Annotated in this window: 17 protein-coding genes; 7 read left to right on the top strand and 10 right to left on the bottom strand. The window is 33.0% G+C overall.

Translation table 11 applies throughout. The annotated features are described in order from the left end of the window. The first annotated feature begins 15 nt into the window (after positions 1-15). The 5 genes from FDM27_RS13280 (at position 16) to FDM27_RS13300 (ending at position 7,639) form a co-directional block, all read left to right on the top strand. On the top strand, positions 16-1,128 hold the full coding sequence (locus FDM27_RS13280; protein WP_140487174.1) for an imelysin family protein: 1,113 nt from the start codon (positions 16-18) through the stop codon (positions 1,126-1,128). A 113-nt stretch (positions 1,129-1,241) separates the two neighbouring features. Next, positions 1,242-3,719, top strand: a complete 2,478-nt coding sequence (locus tag FDM27_RS13285; protein ID WP_140487176.1) for a TonB-dependent receptor domain-containing protein — start codon at positions 1,242-1,244, stop codon at positions 3,717-3,719. Positions 3,720-4,293: 574 nt separating this feature from the next. Next, the gene (locus FDM27_RS13290; RefSeq protein ID WP_140487179.1) at positions 4,294-5,463 is read left to right on the top strand and encodes an IS3 family transposase; all 1,170 of its coding nucleotides are present in this window, start codon (positions 4,294-4,296) and stop codon (positions 5,461-5,463) included. A 450-nt stretch (positions 5,464-5,913) separates the two neighbouring features. Then, positions 5,914-6,321 carry a transposase gene (locus FDM27_RS16230; RefSeq protein ID WP_255510542.1) on the top strand — a complete coding sequence of 136 codons (408 nt, stop codon included), beginning with the start codon at positions 5,914-5,916 and terminating at the stop codon, positions 6,319-6,321. A gap of 115 nt (positions 6,322-6,436) precedes the next feature. Beyond that, positions 6,437-7,639: an IS256 family transposase gene (locus FDM27_RS13300; RefSeq protein WP_140487181.1), complete on the top strand. Its 1,203-nt coding sequence runs from the start codon at positions 6,437-6,439 to the stop codon at positions 7,637-7,639. Between the two features lie 464 nt (positions 7,640-8,103). Here the strand turns inward: FDM27_RS13300 and tnpA are convergent, their stop codons facing one another. The 6 genes from tnpA to FDM27_RS13335 form a co-directional block, all read right to left on the bottom strand. Next, a complete protein-coding gene (tnpA, locus tag FDM27_RS13310) occupies positions 8,104-8,541 on the bottom strand; it encodes an IS200/IS605 family transposase (protein WP_071186010.1) in 438 nt (145 codons plus the stop codon). A gap of 252 nt (positions 8,542-8,793) precedes the next feature. Beyond that, a complete protein-coding gene (gene nagB / locus FDM27_RS13315) occupies positions 8,794-10,722 on the bottom strand; it encodes a glucosamine-6-phosphate deaminase (protein ID WP_071186011.1) in 1,929 nt (642 codons plus the stop codon). A 39-nt stretch (positions 10,723-10,761) separates the two neighbouring features. Beyond that, positions 10,762-12,144, bottom strand: a complete 1,383-nt coding sequence (locus FDM27_RS13320; protein WP_071186012.1) for a sugar MFS transporter — start codon at positions 12,142-12,144, stop codon at positions 10,762-10,764. Between the two features lie 72 nt (positions 12,145-12,216). Continuing rightward, positions 12,217-13,140 (bottom strand): NAD-dependent epimerase/dehydratase family protein, encoded by a 924-nt coding sequence (locus FDM27_RS13325; protein ID WP_071186493.1) that lies wholly within the window; start codon positions 13,138-13,140, stop codon positions 12,217-12,219. A 38-nt stretch (positions 13,141-13,178) separates the two neighbouring features. Next, complete coding sequence (locus FDM27_RS13330) at positions 13,179-14,057, bottom strand: sugar phosphate nucleotidyltransferase (RefSeq protein WP_232227110.1); 879 nt, start codon at positions 14,055-14,057, stop codon at positions 13,179-13,181. A 14-nt stretch (positions 14,058-14,071) separates the two neighbouring features. Beyond that, a complete protein-coding gene (locus FDM27_RS13335) occupies positions 14,072-15,157 on the bottom strand; it encodes a mevalonate kinase (RefSeq protein ID WP_071186014.1) in 1,086 nt (361 codons plus the stop codon). Between the two features lie 398 nt (positions 15,158-15,555). Between FDM27_RS13335 and FDM27_RS13340 the strand changes: the two genes are divergently transcribed. Next, positions 15,556-16,596, top strand: a complete 1,041-nt coding sequence (locus tag FDM27_RS13340) for a LacI family DNA-binding transcriptional regulator (protein ID WP_071186016.1) — start codon at positions 15,556-15,558, stop codon at positions 16,594-16,596. Between the two features lie 4 nt (positions 16,597-16,600). Here FDM27_RS13340 and FDM27_RS13345 read toward each other — a convergent pair whose 3' ends face one another. Then, the gene (locus tag FDM27_RS13345; RefSeq protein ID WP_071186017.1) at positions 16,601-17,251 is read right to left on the bottom strand and encodes a sugar-binding protein; all 651 of its coding nucleotides are present in this window, start codon (positions 17,249-17,251) and stop codon (positions 16,601-16,603) included. A 346-nt stretch (positions 17,252-17,597) separates the two neighbouring features. On the opposite strand from FDM27_RS13345, the gene glmM reads away from it, so the two are divergent. After that, entirely contained in the window at positions 17,598-18,971 is a 1,374-nt protein-coding gene (glmM, locus tag FDM27_RS13350) for a phosphoglucosamine mutase (protein ID WP_140487184.1), read from the top strand. 305 nt (positions 18,972-19,276) lie between these two features. Here glmM and FDM27_RS13355 read toward each other — a convergent pair whose 3' ends face one another. The 3 genes from FDM27_RS13355 to FDM27_RS13365 all read right to left on the bottom strand — a co-directional run bounded on the left by FDM27_RS13355 (position 19,277) and on the right by FDM27_RS13365 (position 23,262). After that, positions 19,277-20,851 carry a chondroitinase-B domain-containing protein gene (locus FDM27_RS13355; RefSeq protein ID WP_140487186.1) on the bottom strand — a complete coding sequence of 525 codons (1,575 nt, stop codon included), beginning with the start codon at positions 20,849-20,851 and terminating at the stop codon, positions 19,277-19,279. Between the two features lie 111 nt (positions 20,852-20,962). After that, the gene (locus FDM27_RS13360) at positions 20,963-22,315 is read right to left on the bottom strand and encodes a sulfatase-like hydrolase/transferase (RefSeq protein ID WP_140487188.1); all 1,353 of its coding nucleotides are present in this window, start codon (positions 22,313-22,315) and stop codon (positions 20,963-20,965) included. A gap of 41 nt (positions 22,316-22,356) precedes the next feature. Further along, on the bottom strand, positions 22,357-23,262 hold the full coding sequence (locus tag FDM27_RS13365; RefSeq protein ID WP_140487190.1) for an IS982 family transposase: 906 nt from the start codon (positions 23,260-23,262) through the stop codon (positions 22,357-22,359). Between the last annotated feature and the right edge of the window lie 17 nt (positions 23,263-23,279).

The following is a 23,279-nucleotide window of genomic DNA, read 5'->3' on the forward strand; positions in this document are numbered from 1 at the left end:
TCAAAAATTTAGATAATGAAAAAAATAATATTAATTTTCGGTTTTATTGCACTAATCATCGCCTGTTCATCAAACGATAGTGATAATTCCAACAGCGACAATTATAACAGAACAGCACTTTTGACTAATTGGGCTGATAATATTATTGTTCCAGGTTACGTAAATTATCAAGCGAAAGTGCAATTATTGGTAACAGCTACAGCTACTTTTGTCACCACTCCAACCGAGGTAAATCTTCAAACAGTTAGAACTTCTTGGCTTGAAGCTTACAAAGGGTATCAATATATAGCAATGTATAATTTGGGTAAAGCAGAAGAAATCAATTTAAATGTGGCTTCGAATACTTATCCAACAAATGTAACTGGTATAGAATCTAATATATCATCAGGCAGTTATGATTTATCATTACTTTCTCAATTAGACAAGCAAGGTTTTCCGGCATTGGATTATTTGATAAATGGTTTAGGGGCTAATGACGCTTCAATTGTTGGTTTTTACACCACAAATGCAAATGCCGTAAAATATAAACAATATTTAACTGCTCTTGCAGCCAGACTAAAAACTAATGTTGATGTCATTGTGAACGATTGGAATTCAGGTTTCAGAAATAGTTATGTAGCTAACAATGGGACTTCGGTGAGTAGTTCAGTAAACAAAACGGCAAATCTTTTTGTGAAAAATCTTGAGAAAGATATCCGTACAGGTAAATTAGGAATTCCTGCAGGAGTTTTTTCAGGAGGGGTTAAATATCCGGAAAAAGTGGAAGCTTATTATAAAAATGATGTTTCTAAAGAGTTATTAAATGTTGCTATACAAGCATCTCAGGATTTTTTTAATGGTAAGCATTTCAGTCATACAACAACTGGTGAAGGTTTAAAATCCTATTTAGATCACTTAAATGCCGTTAAAAACGGAACGAAATTAAGTGATGTTATAAATAATCAATTTACGGCTATTTATGCAGCTAGTAATGTACTTAATAGCAGCTTTTCGCAACAGATAAATGCGGATAATTCAAAAATGATTGGAACTTATGATGCCTTACAGCAAAATGTAATTTATGCAAAATTAGATATGATGCAAGCATTAAAGATAACTATTGATTACGTAGATAGTGATGGCGATTAATACGCATTATTTATTCCTATAAAAACACTAAATATCCCAACATTTGAAATTGTTTTCAAATGTTGGGATATTTAGTGTTCAAAATAATTACTTTTCCAAATAGAATGCAAAAAATGAAGATTACCAAAAGCAAGCAAAAAAATCAATTTTCGAATTTATTATTCAAACTGTTCATTTATTCAACCTTGCTGTTTGTATCGGCTAATGCCATTGCCCAAACAAAAATTTCAGGAATAACTACATCTGAAAATGGTAAAATAATGGCTGCCGTTGAAATCTACAATAAAACTTCTGGGACAAAATATATGTCTGATTCTAAAGGTAAATTTTCAATACTATTAGAGAAATCGGGCAGTTATGAGTTCCTGTTTTATAAAGATAATTATGCTGTTTTAGAAAAAACAATTGCAACATCTGATGAGAATATTGTCATTGTTTTAAACAAAATCACAAATCTTTCGGAAGTGGTTGTCAGTAAACAAAAAGAAAAAATATTTGCACTCAATAAGTTGAAAGATATTGAGGAAACGGCTATTTATGCAGGTAAAAAAACCGAAGTAATCTCATTGGACAAGCTTACTGTAAACAAAGCAACTAATAATACACGCCAAATATTTTCCCAAATTACAGGTCTTACCATCAATGAAAGTTCCGATGGCGGTTTACAGTTAAGTATTGGTGGACGTGGATTAGATCCAAACCGAACTTCAAACTTCAATACAAGACAAAACGGTTACGATATTAGTGCTGATGTTTTGGGGTATCCCGAGAGTTATTATGCTACACCTACCGAAGCATTAGGAGAAATCCAGATTGTTAGAGGTGCAGCATCGCTGCAATACGGAACGCAATTTGGGGGATTGGTCAATTTTAAACTAAAAACACCCAGTAAAAAGCCATTCGAATTTACAGCAAGAAATACAATTGGATCTTATGGTTTGTTCACCAATTTTACTTCATTGAGCGGAACAAAAGGAAAATTCAGTTATTACACTTTTTATAACTACAAACAAGGTGACGGATTTAGACCAAATTCGGAATTTGACAGTAATAATTATTTTGGAAACATAAATTATCAATTTACTGACAAAACCTCATTGCATTTTGATTATACCTATTTTAATTATTTGGCACAACAAGCTGGAGGATTGACAGATGTTATGTTTAACGAAGACCCAACGCAAAGTAATAGAACCCGAAACTGGTTTGCTGTTGATTGGAATTTATTTGCATTGCGATTAAAGCATAAATTTAATTCAAATGCTGATTTTTCTTTGCAATTATTTGGGCTGGATGCCAGTAGAAAAGCAGTTGGTTATCGTTCTAACAGGGTGTCAAATCCCGATATAGTGGGTACAGAAAGAGATTTGATAATAGGAGATTTTGTCAATTGGGGAGCAGAAGCAAGGTATTTAAAACGCTATGCAATAAAAGAAAATACAAGTGCTTTTTTGATTGGTGCCAAATATTATCAATCACGAAATAACGGAGTTCAAGGACCTGGTAGTTCCGGAAGTGATGCTAGTTTTAGAATTGCAGATGGTGAATTTCCTTTTTATCAAAATCAGTCAAACTATACTTTTCCTAATTTGAATTTAGCTGTTTTTGGCGAAAATATTTTCAAACTGACACATAATTTCTCGATTACTCCTGGTTTTAGATTTGAAAAAATAAAAACTCAGGCCATAGGTTCTTATCGAGAGATAAATCTTGATTTAGCCGGAAATGTAATTTTAGATGAAAGCATAAATGAGGATAATGTAAAAGATCGAAATTTTATTTTATTAGGAGTAGGATTAAGTTATAAACCACAAAAAACAATTGAATTTTATGGTAATATTTCGCAAAATTATCGTTCAGTAACTTTTAATGATATTCGAACCGTAAGTCCAAGTCAAGTAATTGACGAAAATATTACGGACGAAAAAGGATTCACTTCAGATATTGGAATTCGCGGACAAATAGGCAATAAGGTAACATTTGATGCTAGTATATACGGATTGTATTATAATGACAAAATAGGCGAGTATGAAACCAGAAATCCGAACGGTTCAGCCGCAATTGTGAGGTTCAGGGATAACATAGGAACAGCCGTGACTTATGGTTTTGAAACGATGTTCGATTGGAGTTTGAATAAAACTTTTTTCAAGCAAAATGACAATTTTCTTTGGAATCTGTTTTCTAATATCGCTATCACCGATTCAAAATATCTAAAATCGGACGCACCAAATATTGAAGGAAACAAAGTAGAGTTTGTACCGCTTTGCAATATTAAAACAGGAACAGGAATTGGCTACAAAAACTTTATGTCAAGTATTCAATTTACATATGTATCTTCTCAGTTTACAGAAGCAAATAACAGTAAAACGGATGTAAATGATAATACTTATGGGATTTTTGGACAAATTCCGTCCTATTATGTAGCTGATTTTTCAGCTTCTTACAAATGGAAAAAAATTAAACTGGAAGCTGGAATTACCAACTTTACAAACAACAGCTATTTTACCCGAAGAGCTACTGGTTATCCAGGGCCAGGAATTATTCCATCGGATACTAGAACTTTTTATACTACACTAGAATTTGTATTTTAACTTTTTTTGGCTCCTATCCATAAACAATAGTGAAATGTTCAATCTCGGTGAGTAAAATTGTTTTTTATTGCTTTTTCAAGTTCTTTAGAAAAAAGATTTGAGCTATAACTAACTTTTTCCAGAATTAATACGGTGTAATCTAAATTATAGGCTTTTTTGTAAAGATAAATTAATTATTTATTATAGAATTCTTGTCTATACAACAAGCATTTTTTTATGTAAAATCCCATCTCGATTAACTAAGAATTTATCTCTCTAATAATTTTTAATGATGTTCATTTTAGAAAAGGAAGTCTTGTATTTCATAAGCCATTCCTTTGCCAACGCTCCAAAAAGTTTTTGTATGCCAGAAGAATATCACTCCGATTGAAAAATGTGCAAGGCAACAAAAACTTTTCCCAAAGCTTAGTTACATAATGTGGCATTATAGTGCATATACTACATTGGAGTTGCCTCCAAAAGTGCTACAAAAAGTTAAGGCGAATTCTGTTTAGACCAGCTTAAAAGTTGGAAAAATCTACGTTATAATTCTTACTGCCCCCTGGGCAGAATAACGCACCTAACTTTTATCAGGATGGGAAACAGCAGAAAAAAATACAGCATTGACTTTAAAATCTGGGCCGTCAAGACCTGCATCGAGCACAAAAGCGTTCGGCTCGCTGCCGATAAGCTGCGGATCAACAAAAACAGCCTACAGCACTGGAAAAATCTGTTCAGAAACGGAAAGCTCACCCTGTACCAGAGAAGCGGCCCGGATTCAGACAGAAAGGAAACAACCGGACTTCGGAAGGAAATTAAAAATATTCGGATGGAGCGGGATATTTTACAGGAAGCTGCAGGAATTCTTCACAGGGACAGAAGAGCTGTTTACAAGTTTATAAGAGTAAATACTGATAGATTTCCCATTGGGAAGATGTGCCAGGTTTTTCAGGCGACTCCCAGCTGCTATTATAAATGGCTGAAAAAGCTGTCTTCCGGAAGAGCTGCACATAAAGCATTGATCACCTCTGAAATTACAAGAATCTATCACTGGAGCCAGTGCAGATACGGAAGTCCGCGAATTGCCAAAGAACTCTCCGCAATCGGTATTAAAGTCTCCAGAGCATTTGTTGCTAAAATAATGATGGAAAACCATCTGCGCAGCATCGCAAAATCAAAATTCAGAAAAACGACAAGCTCCACTCATAAACATTTCACCGCTCAGAACATACTGGAGCAGCATTTTAAAACATCCCACTGCAATGAAGTATGGGTTTCGGATATAACCTATATAGAGACTGACGAGGGGTGGCTGTATCTCACTGTGGTAATAGACCTTTTTGACCGTAAGGTAATCGGATGGTCGCTCAGCGAAACACTTAAAGCAAAAGAAACAAGCATAAGGGCTTTTAAAAATGCAATACGGAATCGTCCTCTAGAGAGTAACCAAAAACTGCTGTTCCACTCAGACAGGGGAACGCAATACGCCTGCCTGTGGTTTGCGTCTTTACTTGAAGAAACCGGACAGATAACCCGGAGCATGAGCAGAAGAGGGAACTGCTATGACAATGCCGTGGCGGAAAGTTTTTTCAAAACGCTGAAAACCGAACTGGTCTACCATAACACATATGCCACAAAAGAAAAAGCAAATGAATCTATTTCAGGCTATATAGAAAATTTCTACAACAGACACAGGAGACATTCTGCACTCGGCAATTTGACAATAGAAGAATTTCAGAAACACAATATTTCTGTAAAAAAATAAATTGCTTTTGTTTTACAATTATAATTTTTTACTAACTAATTCAAGTTGCTAGTTTAAGTAGTATAAAAAACAAAGCAAAGGATAAGTAAATTTGTCTTGCCGACATAAAAACTTTACCAATGCTTTGCAAAGACAAAATTATCTCAATTTTTTGTTTAATCGATGATATTTTACAAGGAATTGAACACAAAGAAGACAAAAGACGACAAGTAAGCGATAGTGAAATTATATTGACCGCTATTGTATCATCAACGAGTTTTTACGGGAATCATTCCTCTGCTATTCGGTTTATGAAACAATACGGATTTATTCCCAATACGCTCGATAAGAGCCGATTTAACAGACGAATTCATAAAGTCGGAAAACTTCTTTGTGAGTTATTTGAAATTATAAGTTCTTATTTTAAACGCTTTTGTTGCGAAATGCAATACATTATAGATTCCTTTCCAGTTGCAATATGTAACAATATTAAGGATTCTTAATTGTAAAATTGTTAAAGATAAAAAGTGGAGAGGTTACACGGCAAGCATGAGAAACTATTTTTATGGAGTCAAAGTACAATTAGTTACAACAAAAGATGGTATCCCAATAGCCTTTCATTTTACTCCGGGAAAAACGGCTGATGCAAAAGCATTGGGAAAAATGATAAATAAATTGCCTGCAGAAGCATCAATTTATGGAGATAGTGCCTATTTGGATTATGGTTTGGAAGATTTTGCGCGCGAACAAAAATGTATTTTCTTGAAGATTCAAAAGAAATCAAATTCTAAAAGAATAGACACTTTGGAACAAAAAAAAGAAAAATTAAAAATGAGGAAAAGAATAGAAACAACTATTAGCGATATTAAAAAACGGTAGTGTCTCACTAACTGTGTAAGTTGAAAAGTTATTCTGAAAAATATTTGAGCTCCTTTAAAAAGCTCAAAAATATTTTTCGGAAATAACTTTTTGTTATTTTTAACCTTACATAATTATGATTGACAAAGACGACTTATTAAACAACAAGGATTTCTATAAATCCTTCAAGAATGCAGAAGATTTAACCTCATTCTTTCAAACGATGCACAAACGAGCTGTTGAACATATGCTCGAAGCCGAACTTGATGCTCATTTAGACAATGAAAAACACGATAAAACCACTAAGGGTAATTATCGCAACGGACACGGAACTAAAAAAATAAAGACCTCTTTTGGTCAACAAGAAATCAAAGTTCCTCGTGACAGAGATTCTTCCTTTAATCCCCTGCTTGTTCCTAAAAGAGAAAATATAGCCCAAGGTATTGAAAATGTCATCATCTCACTTTATGCTAAAGGCATGAGTGTTAGTGATATTGAAGAACAGATCAAGGAGGTATATGATTTTGAAGTGTCTTTTTCGACTATATCACGTATTACCAACACAATTACAAATGAAGTAGTTACTTGGCAAAACAGGCCACTAGAAGAGCTTTATTTAATTGTTTGGATGGATGGTATTGTTTTTAAGGTTAGAGAAGGTTCGAAAGTTATCAATAAAACTATTTATTTAGCTGTAGGGCTTAACAGAGATGGCAAAAAAGATGTTTTAGGAATGTGGCTTGGTAAGAATGAAAGCAGTAGCTTTTGGATGAGTGTTTTGACTGATTTAAAAGCCCGTGGCGTTGAAGATATACTTATTACAGCTACCGATAATTTAAATGGATTTACTCAAACAATCCGAAGTGTTTTTCCTGAATCCCAAACACAAATCTGTGTGGTTCATCAAATTAGAAACGCTTGTAAATATGTTGTTTGGAAGGATAGAAAACAATTTACTGCCGATATGAAACATATTTATAACGCTCCAACAAAACAAGCAGCAGAGTTGGCTTTAAACGATTTTGCAGACAAATGGGAATCCAAATATTCTTATGCAATTAAATCCTGGCGAGATAACTGGGATGAATTGACCGTATTTTTTGATTTTCCAATTGAAATTAGAAAAATCATTTATACAACAAATTTAATCGAGAACTTAAACGGAAAAATTAGAAAATACACTAAAAATAAAATGTCGTTCCCAACAGATGATGCTGTATTAAAATCGGTATTTTTGGCTTTAAGAGAAGCGACCAAAAAATGGTCAATGCCTATTCAAAATTGGGGAATTGTTTTAAACCAATTTACCCTTATATTTGAAAAAAGGCTCCGATTATAAAAACGAAGCCTTAACTTTTCAACTTACACACTTTTAGGGATAGTGTCTAAAAAACTTTTCCCAAGAACGATACACGCGGTGACTTTGAAAGATTTTCTAATAAAGCTAACTTTGTTTGTCTTCGGATTACAATTAAATAAATCGATTAACTAGCAACTTGAATTAACTAATCTTAAAAAATAAAAATTATGAATAATATAGTTTGATTGGTTTTATCCTAAATTCTATTTAAATGCACCCCCCTCAACAGTAAGAGCATTTTAAAAAAATGCTTTGACTGTTTTTTATCGTCTGAAATTAGTGTACTTAGTCATCTAATTCGTCCTAATTTTGATACATTTAATAAACTAGCCTTCTTAAATGTTAAATTTATTTACAAAAAGTAAAAAAACCTGTTACTAAACCACTCTGCACTGAAAGTGCAGAGGTTTGTTTTACGAGGGACTGAAAGTCCCTCATTTATTTCATTCGAGAATGAAATTTGAATTATCATCACTCTCTTTTCTTCTATGATGTTCCAAATATTCATTTACCATTTTATCAGTTATATTTCCAGTACTCCAAACACCATAACCACTTGCCCAAAAAAGTTGCCCCAAATAACGTTCTTTCAATTCGGGAAATTCCATCTGCAATTTTCTTGAAGTTCTTCCTTTGAAACTTTTTAAAATTGAGCTGACGTTATGCTTTGGAGCGTATTCTATATGCGTGTGAACATGATCTGAACTAACAACTCCTTTTAAAATTTCAATTCCTTCAGCTTCACAGATCTGTATCAAAATCTCACGGCAACGCTTTTGAACATCTCCTTTGAAAACTTTAAACCTATACTTAGTAACCCAAACAACATGACATATTAATCTGCTGACTGTGTGCGAACCTTTTCTTAAATCTTTACTCATAATCTAAAGGTAAAGATTTTTTCACATTACTAAAGTACTGCAATAAATTGCAGGGTTTTAGACCCTAAACTGAGACCAATAAAAAAGCCTCAAGGATTGATACTCTTGAGGTTAAAAAAAAATAAAACCAATTTTTTTTTCAAAACAAACCTAATACATTCAACTTAAAAAATGCTTACAGAACTGCATAATCAGACGTCCCAATTTCTTATATGCAGCAGCTTGTTTATCGATTATTAAGAAAATACCAAATTAATACTCCCATCTTACAAAAGCCTCCATAGCAGCGTAACTGGAAAGCCCTAATTTATCATATAAGGCTGCTGTTTCACTATTTCGGTCTTCAGCTCTTTGCCAAAATTCTCTGGCATCCGATCCCTGGAAAACAACCCCGTCTTTTTGAGATTGGTGTTTAAAAATACCATGTCTTTTAGCTAAAACCTGATCCGGACTCATTGGTACTGCCATTTCAATCTCATCAATTCCCCATTCCTGCCAGGCTCCTCTGTACAACCACAACCAACAATCTTTCATAAAATCCTTAGATTTTAAATTTTTCACAGCTTCAAAAATAGCATCCAAACAAACTTTATGGGTACCGTGTGGATCGGCTAAATCACCAGCTGCATAAATCTGATGTGGTTTAATTTTCTCAATCAAATCCATCGTAATTTGGATATCATCCTGACCAATAGGATTCTTTTTAATCGTACCTGTTTCATAAAACGGCAACTCCATAAAATGGATTTGGTCATCAGCTAAACCAACATAATGACTAGTTGCACGCGCTTCTCCTTTTCGAATTAAACCTTTGATATAACGAACTTCTGGAATGTCGATTTCACTGCTTTTTTTATTTTTAAGAAAAGTAATTGATTTTTTAAAAATAGTTTCAGCTTCAAGACTTTTTATACCAAATTTCTCATTATAATCGCAAACAAAATTGGCAAAACGTAATGCCTCATCATCGGCTACAGCAATATTTCCTGAAGTTTGATAAGCAACATGTACTTCATGCCCTTGTTCTTGTAAACGCATAAAAGTACCTCCCATACTAATGATATCATCGTCAGGATGCGGACTAAAAATCAATACCTTTTTTCTTGAAGGTAAAGCTCTTTCAGGTCTGTTCTCGTCATTTGCATTAGGTTTCCCCCCTGGCCATCCAGTAATGGTATTTTGAAGTTTATTGAAAATTTTAATATTGATTTCGTAAGCAGGTCCTGAATCGGCTAATAAATCACTCATACCGTTTTCGATATAATCAGCATCAGTCAACATCAAAATAGGTTTCTTTAATTTTAATGCTAAACCTAAAACTGCTTTTCGGATTAATTTATCAGTCCAGACAATTTTTTCAACTAACCAAGGAGTATTGATTCTTGTTAGTTTTGAAGAAGCTTCTTTGTCTAAAACAAAAACCGCATTATCATGTTCCTGTAAAAAGGAAGCCGGTACCTGATTTGTTACCTCTCCTTCTACAGAGGCTTTGATAATATTCGATTTTCCTTCGCCCCAAGCCATCAAAATAACCTGTTTAGCTTCCATTATTTTTTTTACTCCCAAAGTAATTGCTGTTCTTGGCGTATTACTCAACCCTGAAAAATCTCCACTTGCCGCAACTCTGGTAATATGATCTAAGGCTACTAATCTGGTTTTTGAATTCTGTAAAGAACCTGATTCGTTAAAACCGATATGACCGTTACCTCCAATTCCAAGAATCTGCAAATCAATTCCTCCCAAAGATTCAATTTTAGCTTCATAATTAGCACAATAATCGGCTATAGCTTCTTTTGATAAAGTTCCATCTGGAATATTTACGTTTTCAGGCAGAATGTCAACATGGTTAAAAAATAATTCTTTCATGAATCGCACGTAACTGTTTATCGAATCCGGTTCCATTGGGTAATATTCATCCAGATTGAAGGAAACCACATTTTTAAAACTCAAACCTTCTTCTTTGTGCAAGCGTACTAATTCAGCATATAACCCCTTTGGTGAAGAACCTGTTGCCAAACCTAAAATACATAATTCATTACTTACCTGTTTTGATTTGATCAATGAAGCTATTTGTTGAGCAACAGCCTTAGAAGCCTCCGTTGAATTTTCAAAAACTACTGTATCAATATTTTCAAATCTTTTTTCAAAACCTGTCGCTTTGTCTATATTACTTTTTAACATTGTTAGTTTATTTTTAAATTTTATATTGTATTTATTCGCTTATTTTCTTGACCAGCTGGTGTATTTATGCCCTTTATGTGCAAAGAAGAAAATCATTAAATAAGCAGGTAAAAGCATTAAATATGCTATTTGATTTCCTGTTTTTGCTGTGGATAAAGCTGCTGTAGCTTGATTAGACATATTGATACTTTCGGCTAAAAGCCCATATAATAAAGGAAAAATTGCTCCACCTATGATAGACATAATTAGTATTGCTCCACCAATTTTTGTGTATCCTCCTAAATTCTGAAGAGCCAATGGCCAAATTGCCGGCCAACAAAGTGCATTGACCAAACCGAATAGTGCTACTAAAATAATTACCAAAGGCAAAGCGGGAATAAAAGGTAATTGAATCATAATACTCGGAGACAGCAACACAATGGAAATCACTAAAATCACTCCCAAAATACCTGAAATTTTTAATGCATTAACCTGAGATAAGTATTTAGGTATTAATGCGATTCCAACAATATAACCTATCAACATTGCTGTCATGGTAAACGAGGTCAACTTAAGATAAAAATCCCCATTTTCACCATAAACTCCGAGCTGTTTTCCAAAAGTTCCTATTGTATCTCCCGCTATTACCTCTGCTGCAACATACAACATCAGAGTTATTGCCCCCAAAACAAGTTGTGGATACTTGAATGCATTACTAATTTGTTTATAGATACTCAAATGAGCTACATGGCCATCTTCATCTAAATCAATTTCAGGAAGAGGGGATAACTTCGCTAAGATTGCTAAAATTAAAATTACGATTCCCATATAAATATACGGTGTTTGCAATTGAAGTGCCAGCGTATCCAATGCTTCTGATCTAGACACAGTGCCAAGCATAGCTATTTTTTCTTTAGTATAATCCTTCATGTTAGACAATACCAAAGCAGTTAATACTAAAGGTGCTATAAATCCGGCTAATTTGTTGGCAATTCCTAAAACACTAATTCTTGCCGCTGCACTCTCCCTTGGACCAATTACAACGACATAAGGATTTGCCGCAGTCTGTAAAATGGCTAATCCTGTTCCCATTATGAACAAAGCTACTAAGAACAAAAGAAAAGTTCTCATTTCAGCAGCTGGATAAAACATGAATGCCCCAATAGCAATTACTATTAAACCGAGTGAAATACCATTTTTATACCCAACTTTTTCTATAATCCAAGAAGACGGAATAGCCATTACAAAATAAGCAATATAAAAAGCAAAAGCTACAAAATAAGCCTCTGATGGTGATAATTCACAGGCTATTTCAAAAAATGGAATCAAAGGTCCATTTAACCAGGTAACAAACCCTAATATAAAAAATAACAAAGTTAAAATAGCCATCGGTATTAAAACTTTACTTTGACTTTTTTCTAATGTGTTTTTAATTTGTGTCATTTTGCTTATCGTTAAATTAATTTATCATGCTTTAAATAATAACCAATTCGTCTGGAATCCCAAACCCTTCTTTTATTTTAGCAATTCCTGATGATAAAAAGCAATGGTTTCTTCTAAAGCTGTTTCAATAGAATGAGCTGGCTTAAAACCTAAATTATTGAATTTTGATGGATCTGCTTTCGAATGCTTAATATCACCTGAACGTTCTTCTAAGAATTGTATTTGGGATTTAGAATTTGTTATTTTAATTATTTTTTCTGCCAATTCTAAGATAGAAGTACTATACCCCAAAGCTACATTATAGGTTTCATTACCAATTTGAGATGCCAAAATATTGGCTTTCACAACATCTTTCACATAAATAAAATCTCTAGTTTGTGAACCGTCTCCATAAATAGTTATCGGCTGGTTTTGAAGGGCTTTATTAATAAAAATAGGCACTGCTGCCGCATAAGCTGATTGAGGATTTTGCCTTGGTCCAAAGACATTAAAATATCGCAATGAAGCTGTCGGAACATTCCATTGATCCTGATACATCTTTAAATAGAATTCTCCATCTAATTTTGTAATTGCATAAGGAGTCATTGGCTCAGGAATCATAGTTTCTACTTTAGGCAAAACAGGATTATTTCCATAATTAGCAGCTGATGAAGAAAGCACCACTTTGCAGCCATTGTTTTTTCTTGCTGCCTCCAGGATATTAATTGTTCCGATGGTGTTGATATCAATACATTCATCCAAACGCAATAATGATTCAGGAACACTAACTAAAGCTGCCAAATGAAAAATACTACTTGCTCCTTGAACTAACTCATCAACAAGCCCCTTGTCTCTAATATCTCCTTTAACAAACTGAACATTTAATCCGTCGAGATTTTTTTCGAATCCAGTTCTTAGACTATCTAACACAATAACTTGGTGTCCTTCTCCAGATAAATGTTCAGCAATATGACTTCCTATAAATCCCGATCCTCCTGTAATTACATATTTTTTCATTTCTTTCTGTTTTTTTTTTAAATTGTTTATTAAGTTATTTAATTCCAATCCAATACAGGAAAATGTTTTTTCAAATAAGCCTTTACTTCTACAATATCTTCTTTTGCAGTTAAATCAGGCACATGTTCTGAAAAAGGAATTCCTAAAGCAGTATTAGGGAAATCCTGTAATAAGTTTAAAAGCACTGTTGGTAGTTCTTTTTCGTCCCTTTCAGGGTGAACCGGACAATTTTTAAGATAAGGATATAAAGTTTCACCTTTGAACTTAAAGGCATTCATACTTACCCTAATTTTTCCATCAGCATCCTTAAAGGATTCTACAACGTCAGCCTCTGGCTTTTCAATAATATCAAGAAGACAGCTGTTTTGATTCAATTTTGCAACTGCAAAACGGGAAATACGCTCAGCAGGAAATTCCATTGCATCACGATCATAGCTAATAAACGCATTAGGACTATTGGTTTCACGAAGTGCATACAATGCCTCAGCTGAATATAAATTATCACTATTACAAACCGAATAAAATTGGGTATTTAATTCAGGATATTGCTCAACTGCCTGAAATAAAGCGTCGGCAGTTCCAAATGGTTTGACTCTTCCTTCTGGAACGTATTGAACAGCAAAAGAAATATTCAATCCGTGAAAATCATTGTTCTTATCCTTATTACCATAAAACGATTTAAACAACTCTCCCTGTTCCCCTATAATGATATAGATGTTTTTATATCCCGCTTTTTTTGCATTTACTAAAAGATAATCCATTAAAGGTCTTCCATTAGGACCAACTCCTATCAAACCTTTACTTCTTTCGTTTGCTTGTGCGATTTCCTCTTCTGTCAAATTTTCAACTATCGCTTCTTTTTTCATTCTTGAAGAAGCTCCCCCTGCTAAAATTATTAAATTAGTATGCATATTCATTTTTATTAAAAAATTTACAATGTTTTTACTATTCTTGCTCCTGGATCTACATTTACAGCATAAGCAGCAACTGCTCCAGCAGCCAACATTGCTTCTACCACCTTAGATTCTTTTCCTGGTTCAGCTATCGCTACAATACTGCCTCCACCTCCTGAACCAACAATTTTAGCTCCATAAGCGCCTGCCTCTAGTGCAGCATTAATCATAGCATCAATTCTTGGAACTGTTATTTTTAGTAAATCTCTCAAAACAGCATGATGACAGTTCATTAATTCGCCAATCTTTTTTAAATCAAGAGAAGGTTTTTGAAATTCAATTAAAGCCATTTTAGTATAATGGTGATTTTTGATTGCTGCTTCAAAATAAGGAATCAATCGGTCTGGCAAAAAGTTGCAGTACTGCTTTAAATCCTCAATTTCAGTCTTATTCAAATCGAAGTTTTCAAAATGACTTTTTACAATTTCTATTGCCAATAATGCATTTGCTTTTAATTCCCCTATTAAACCAATGGTCTCTTTTGGAACTCCTGAAACCCCTGTTACCAGACCATCTAAGCCTTTTCCTATGACCGTAACCGAAAATGGATTTACAGTATTTATATGTACCACATTGCCAACACCGATACTAAAATGATCCATCATACCTCCAGGCTCACCGTGCTCCACAACTTCAGACAAATAACCTATTTTAGAAATAAATTCCGGTGTTACTTCTTCATTAACACCAAAAGCTTCGACCAAAAAATTAATCCACGCCAACAATAAAGCTGATGAACTTGATGTCCCAGAATTGATTGGAATATTACCAGTTATAGTAATATCATATCCTACATTAGGTACACAACCATACCTTCTTAAAACCCTTAACGAAGAAGCAAAATAATCACGAGGTTCTAACTCCGAAAAAACCTCATTGATATCTATCACTCTAAGCTGATTAATATCGACCATATCCAACTTGAATACACCTGTTTTATTTTGTACTGCAGAAAGCTTTATATTTCTACTTATTGCACAAGCAATAACAGGCAATCCAAGATAATCCTGATGATCTCCAAAAAGGCAAGTTCTCCCTGGCGCTAACGATACAATATTTTTCATTTTAACAAATTAAATAACTAATAAACAATACATTAAACAACTTAAAACTCAAAACATCAACCCCATTTTTTAAGTTTTATAATGCGAAACTATAGATTTAATTTAAGTAAAACAAGAAAAAACAATAAAAATGTGCTCGAACACACCAAAACAATGTTCTCGAGCACAAAAAATACGTTTTTTACTACTAAATTTCTATAAAACAAAAAAAAAGTGTATAATTGGATGCTAAAACAAATTTTATTAAAAAAGTAGAACTCTTAAAAGCAAAAACCGATTTTGATATTAAAAATCCATTAATAAATTTACACTTAATATTAAAAATAACTTTACTATAAGAACTGCTAAAAAAAATAAATTGAAGCATAAAACAGATTAAACCTGATATATTAGCATCTATGAATAAAAAATATACTATAAAAGACATTGCACAATTAGCAGGAGTGTCTAAAGGCACAGTCGATAGAGTTTTACATAACCGAGGAAAAGTTTCTCCAAAGGCGCTTGATAGTATAAATGCTGTTTTAAACGAAATAGATTATGAACCTAATCTAATTGCCCGAAATCTAAAAAACAATAAAATATACACTATAAGTGTAGTACTCCCTGATCCGGCATACGATTCATACTGGAAGCCTTGTATCAAAGGGATTCAAGATGCCATAAAGGAATTTAAAGCTTTTAACTTATCGATTAAAGCACATTATTTTAATCCCGAAGACACAAATTCCTTTATAGATATAAATGAAAACGTATTGCAATTAAAACCAGATGCCGTACTATTAGCGCCTTTATTTTTCCATGAAGCCTTGACTGCAATTGAAAACTATAATAAACAGGGAACGCTAGTTAATGCATTCAACAACCAAGTACCATCTGAAGAAATCAGAAATTTTGTAGGACAAAATCTTTATCAAAGCGGTAGAGTCGCAGCTAAATTAATGGAAGTTATAACTCAAAATGGACAAATTGCAATTATTCATATTGATGAAAAATTCAAAAATGCTATACACATGCAGGAAAAAGAAAAAGGTTTTAGAAATTATTTTCTTGAAAATAAAAAATCAGATCAGGATATAACAACTTTAAAATTAAAAAAATCAACTTACGAAATAAAATTTACTGCTTTTTTAAAAGAAAATCCAAATCTATCTGGTATTTTCATAACTACTTCTAAGGCTTATCAAGTTGCTAGAATTATTAATGAAACTAACAATAACAAGATCTCAATTATTGGTTATGACCTACTAGAAGACAACATCAATTATTTAAACAAAGGAACAATAGATTTTCTAATTAATCAAAATCCAAAACAACAAGTATACCTAGGAATCTGTTCATTGGTAGATCATTTTATATTTGGAAAAAACATCACTCCCGAAACACTCTTACCTATAGACATAGTTAACTCTGAAAACGCCAGTTATTACATGGAATAAAAATTTAAAACATTAAATGCAATACTCCAAAAGAAGATGGAATATGAAAATCAGGAGTCTCAGTATTAGGATTTACCCAGGAAATCCAAGTTGGCTCAAAATTAATTCCATCTTCAGAATTATATTTTGCTCTAAAAATTCCAGCTTCAATCTTATTATCTTTAATCAAATTAAACTTATTAAAAGAATCGATACTAATAGCTCCTTCTACTGTAAAACTCTTATCATTTTTTGATGATTTTACTTTGATATCATTTTTTGGCCAGTTCCAGTTAAAATCAAATTTTTTATCAGGATAAGCTATAAAATCCATTATTCTTGCAGCAGTATCGATTTCTAAACAGTAATAAGGATTTAACGAAGTATCAGGTCTAAAAAAAAGTTCAACTCTGTCAGAATCATTGATACTGACAAAACTGTCGTCTTTGGCTACGATATGGATTTTAGAATCAAAAACTCTAAAACAAAAAAAGAAATACACTCCATCCCATAAGGCTCTAAATTCTATTTTTGAAGGCTCCTTTATATCCCAAGGAGAAAGAAACTGAGTCAATACTTCTGCTTTATCCCAGACACCCCCCTCCCCTTTTCCTGTAATTTCCAACTCCAATTTCTCTATCAAATTAACCCTGTAAATATTGCTCTCTCTTTTCATACTATTTTTTATTTTAATGCTAATAGAACTCTTATTTCTTTTAAACACAAATATAGTGTGCTCGAGAACATTTTCAATACATTTTCTTGGAATTTTATTATCATATAGCTACTTTTGGCCTTCAAAAGAGTAAGAACACCAGAGCAACAAAAAACAACAAGCTGATTTTAAACAAAAATAAAGAAAATCATTCTCTTAAATCTTTTTGGTCTAATACTTTTATATTTCTCAAAAAGTAAAAAATCAATTCACCTCTTCAATCTACATTTTCTTTTGAAAAACTCCATCATCAAAATAATTTTATGTATAAAATAAACACAAGTAATTTTAATAAAAATCAATAATTATGACTTTAATAAAATCCATCTCAGGAATAAGAGGAACCATTGGAGGAACTACAGGAAATGCTTTTACCCCAAATGATATTGTCACTTTTACAGCAGCTTTTGGTTTTTGGCTAAAATCTAAAGACACTACAAGAAAAAAAATAGTAATTGGTAGAGATGCCCGCCTTTCAGGAGAAATAGTTTCTAGGATTGTAAGTGGCACGCTACAATCAATGGGGTTAGACGTTGTTGATTTAGGATTATCTACAACACCAACTGTAGAAATGGCAGTAGTTGCCGAAAAAGCTTTAGGAGGTATCATCCTGACAGCCAGTCATAATCCTAAGGAATGGAATGCCTTAAAATTACTAAATGAAAAAGGAGAATTTATTTCGGCCAAAGACATAACAACTATTTTAAAAAGTATTGAGTCTGAAAATTATGAATATGCTGATGTAGACCATTTAGGTAATTATACTATTAATACCGATTATTTTAACTTCCATATCGAAGCCATTAAAGCTTTGCCTTTAATTAATACGGAAGCTATTCAGAAAAGGAAATTCAAAGTAGTCATTGATGCGGTGAATTCTACCGGAGGAATTGCGGTTCCTTTATTATTGAATAGTTTGGGAGTAGATCAGATTGAACTAATGAATTGCGATCCCACAGGCCAATTTGCACATAACCCGGAACCACTCACAGAAAACTTAACCGAATTAATCGCAAGAATGAAAGAGGGTAATTTTGATATTGGTATTGCAGTAGATCCAGATGTCGACAGATTGGTTGTTATTTGCGAAAATGGTGAGCCATTCAATGAGGAATATACGCTGGTAGCCGTATCGGATTATATATTATCGCACCAAAAAGGAAATACAGTTTCAAATTTATCCTCTACCCGTGCCCTAAAAGATATTACGGAAACAAGAGGAGGAAAATATTATTCAGCTGCTGTGGGAGAAGTAAATGTGGTTGAAAAAATGAAAGAAGTCAATGCCATAATTGGCGGAGAAGGAAACGGCGGAGTAATCTATCCTGAATTGCATTATGGAAGAGATGCCTTGGTTGGAATTGGTTTTTTACTAAGTTATATGGCTGAATCTGGTCTATCATTATCTGTATTAAAAGAAAGATTCCCATTATATGCTATGTACAAACACAAAATAGATCTTCCTGACAACTTATCAATGGATAGAATTTTGGAAAAAATAAAAGCAAAATTTTCCAATTATCCTATAATTACTATCGACGGAATCAAAATTGAAATGGACAATAGCTGGGTTCATCTGAGAAAATCAAATACCGAGGCTATTTTACGTATCTATTCAGAAGCCAACACCTATGAAAAAGCTAAGGGAATTGCGTTAGAAATTAGTGATTTAGTTCTTTAAACATTACTTACAAACCCGATAAAAGAAACCGTAAATTCAAAGATTGTATTCTTAATCTTTGAGTTTACGGTTTCAATTTAAAGAGATTTGACAAAAATAAATTGGTTACATATCGTTTTTTGTATTCTATTTACATAAAAAAACAGCTTAAAAAAATATTATTCAGATAGATTTTTTAGAATAAATTGTTTTATTGTTTATACATCTAATATCATTATCAAAATAAGAGCTTAATAATATTGTAAACTAATACAAATAATTATCGTGAAAACCAAAATAAATTCATTAACTTGATTGTAAATATATCATTCTTCTCTTGTAGCTGAAATTCGTTTCAACCTTACTTCTAACTCAGGAGATAACTTTCCTGTTTTATAATAATCCCCCAAAGTATTTAACATCCATTTAGGAATCACTTGTTCAATACTAAGCGGTTTTTGCATAGTAGAATTACTTACAGCCTCATCAAAATTCAGCTCAATACCTTCAATATTATTATAAAAGTTAGGCAATCCTGCAAGACTACTTTGAGCATTTTTGTTTTTCAAAAAATAAAAACCATTTTGTAAAACCATTTCAAATTGCTTTTCTTCAAGACCTAACAATGGAGTAAGACCTGTTTGTTTACCCCAATAAATATTTTTATTCCACTGATTATTCCTATTCAAATCTTTATAATCATCTTTAAAAAAAGTGTAACCATACTTTTTATTGTCAAAAAAGGTGTTATCACTAAGCGTAATATGGTGAGGCACATTGTAGGGAAGGTTTTTCTCTTTTGAAAAATTCTTTCTAAGCTCTTCTAAAGGATTAAAGTGGATGGCGTAACCATTGTTATTAACAAACATATTTTTAGCAATAATGCTTCCAAATGCAAGCGCATGTTCCGTTCCCTCAGCGCCAGTATTAAGATAAATAGCGGCATTACCCCTAGATTCAATTGTTTTTGACAAACTAAAATAATTCCCGGCTATAATGTGTTTGCTACCCCATATATACATGCCTCCATAGCCTTTATATTTTTCATCATCTGATAAAAAGAAATTATTAATCGCTACTTGTTTGTCACCATGACGAAAATTAAGAGTTCCTTGGCAATTTAAAACTGTATTGGCATAATATACATTTTCCATTGACTTGCTGGTTACTATTTCTGATTCCGAATCCTGACGAATAAAAAGATTTGAATCAACTAAACAACGACCAAGTGCATTTCGGTAATACCCTACACGGATAGCACCTCCGGCATTACCTTTCTTTTTGGGATTCGAGAAAAAGCAATGATCCACACGATGGTACATTGGTGGTGCAATTACCTGGCTTGTTTTGTCTGGAGCTTTTTGATTGTTTAAGTTAATAACCTGATCGAAGGTAAGTTTATTCGTAAAACTACAATGGTCAATGCGACAATGTGTGGGGACATTTCCGTTTTCGTCCAATGATGTAGTAATGTATGCTGAATTAGCTTCATCGAAATTGTTAAATGCACAATTGGAAACCCTGCAATAGCTGGCATACATAGCAATAAGTCCGGGTCCATGTGACTTCCATTGATTTGGATTACGGTTTCCATTGGTAAAATAAATGCCGTTAAGCTCTGTGTATGTACCATACATAGCCACTTTCACGTCTCCACAGAAAATTACACTACCTGGTGTTTCCGCAATTAAAACAATTGGTTTACTGCTGCTTTCATTTTGTTTAAGCAATAATTGAATATCCTTATATTCTCCCTTTTTGAATACCAGGCTGTCTCCGGGTCTCAAATTATTTAAGACTTTATATGTTTGAGCAACATTATCAACATAGATTTTTTTGGCAAAAATGTTAGTGTTAATACCAATTAATACAACGAAAGATAAAAAACATTTAATGCGCATGGTTATTCTGCTTTTGATGTTATAGGCCCTTAATTTGGACTTGAAATATAAAAATGATTCTGGATTTAATGACCTAATATCCCTTTTGTTCATTTTCATGAAATTTATGAATTACTCTTCCTGTTTATCTATTTTTCCAATTGGATACCATTTGAACGGAGGTAACTGTTTTTTCCAACTCATGTATTCTTTGGTCATGGCATCAGAAATTATTTTTTCAGTTCCAAGTAAATCTTTTGTTTCAGAAATATCATTTTTCAAATTATACAATTGAGGCTGCTGATTTGGAAGAAAAACCATTTTAAAATCTCCTTTTCGCATACATCCTCTATTGGTATTTACATACCAGAAAAGAGAACGATTATAATCCTTATCCGTAGGTGAGTTAATCATTCTTATGAGATTCCTACCTTCAAGCCTAGCGTAAACACTATCTTTCAATTTGGCTCCTGCGGCAGTTAAAAAGGTAGGTAAAAAATCAAGTGTAGTGACTGGTGTTTCGAATACAGTACCTGGTTTTATTTTACCCTTCCAACTCATAGCCATTGGCACCCGAATACCTCCTTCATACACATCACTTTTTATTCCACGTAATGGATAATTATCAGCAAAACTATGTTCTACCTGTCCACCGTTATCATTCGTAAAAACAATAATAGTATTTTCTAATAAATTCAATTGTTCAAGTGCTCTATATATTTTACCCACGTTTTCATCCATATTGTAAGTGAGAGCGGCATTTAATGCGCGGTTACGATTGTTTAATTCTTTAGTAAACCTCTCCAACAATTCCGGTTTAGCTTGCATAGGTGTATGCGGTGCATTGAATGACACATAAAGATAAAAGGGTTTATCCTTATTCGCTTTAATGAACTCTACCGATTTATCTCCAATTGCATCTGTCGTATATGGAATGGTTGAAGCATCCAGTTGTTTTCCGTTTTCTTCAATAAACCGTTTTTTGGTTACATCATAAGCACTGCTACCCCAGAGAAATCCCCAGAAATAATCAAAACCTCTTTTATTGGGATGAAAAGGAGCAGACAATCCCAAATGCCATTTACCAACAATACCTGTAGTATATCCCAAAGGTTTTAGATAATCACCAATTAATTTTTGTTTTGTTGGTAAACCGAGACTATCGAGTGGAAGGTTATATTTTACCCCTTGAATAAAGTTTGTAGTGTGACCAAATTTTGCCTGATACACTCCTGTAAGCAAACCTGCTCTCGACGGACTACAAACAGCACCAGTAACATACCCATTAGTAAATTTCACACCTTCCTTCGCAACAAGATCAATATTTGGAGTAGGTATTAGTCGCGAAGATTGAAAACTAAAATCAGCGTAACCAGCATCATCGGAAAGGATGAAAACTATATTAGGCTTTTGCTGCGCATACGACCAATTAAAAATTGTGATAAAACAGCCAATAAAAATGTTTTGAAATAATTTAGAATTCATAATTATTTGTCAATTTAATATAACGTGAGTTCGATATAAGCTTATTGAAAAAGTATCAATTGTTTCGTGTCTACAAAATTATTTTTCAAGGACGGTTTTTTGTCTGCAAAGTTGTATGCAATGAGAGCTGAAAAAATATTGTTGAAGTAGTTAGTTTGTGAACGATTTCTTGAATGTTCTACTTGAAAAATGTTTTTTAATTGATCAAATATAGTTTCAATTATAGCTCTTTTTCTTAAGTAAAAAGCATCTTGTATCGGAGTAACAAGTTTGGTTTTCATATTCTTTCTTAATTTGGTAACAAGATGTATTCCGTTTGAAAATAAATCCTGAAAAAGTTCTTTAGAAAGATATCCTTTGTCACCAAAAAGTTTACCAAAAAGTTTCTTGATGAACCCTTTCATTTTCAGCGGAGAAGTATCGTGAATATTGGCTGGAGTAAGCATGAAATCAATGATTCCTCCACAATCGTTAGTTATAATATGAAGCTTGAATCCATAAAACCAGCCCAAGGAACATTGACCTCTTTGAGCAAAGCCTTTAAAAGTTTTATTTTGATGAATCCTCCTTTTATCACAAACTCTTAATGGTGTGGAATCTACAAAACTGATACCTGTACAGTCTGCTAGACCTTTAGTTTTTAAATAAATCATCATCGGTATAAAAGATGTAGATTTGAGTTCTACCATTCGATTGTAACTAACCAAATTTGGGAACTCATTTGTTAAAAATTGAGAAACATAATCCAGATAAAAAGTTTTGAAATTTCTATAACCAGAAATATGAAAAAGAACTTGAATTGTTATAATTTCAGAAAGTGATAAATTAGATTTTCTTATTCGTTTTTTTCCGTTTGAAAGAAGTTGACTTTCCCAGTTTGGCACAAAATCTTTACAAAAATCATCAATAGAGCAAAAAATAGTAGTAATTTTATCTAGCGAAAGCATAAGCAAAAGTTTAGTAT

Source organism: Flavobacterium sp. GSA192 (genome assembly GCF_006386525.1).
GTDB classification, from domain to species: Bacteria; Bacteroidota; Bacteroidia; order Flavobacteriales; family Flavobacteriaceae; genus Flavobacterium; species Flavobacterium commune.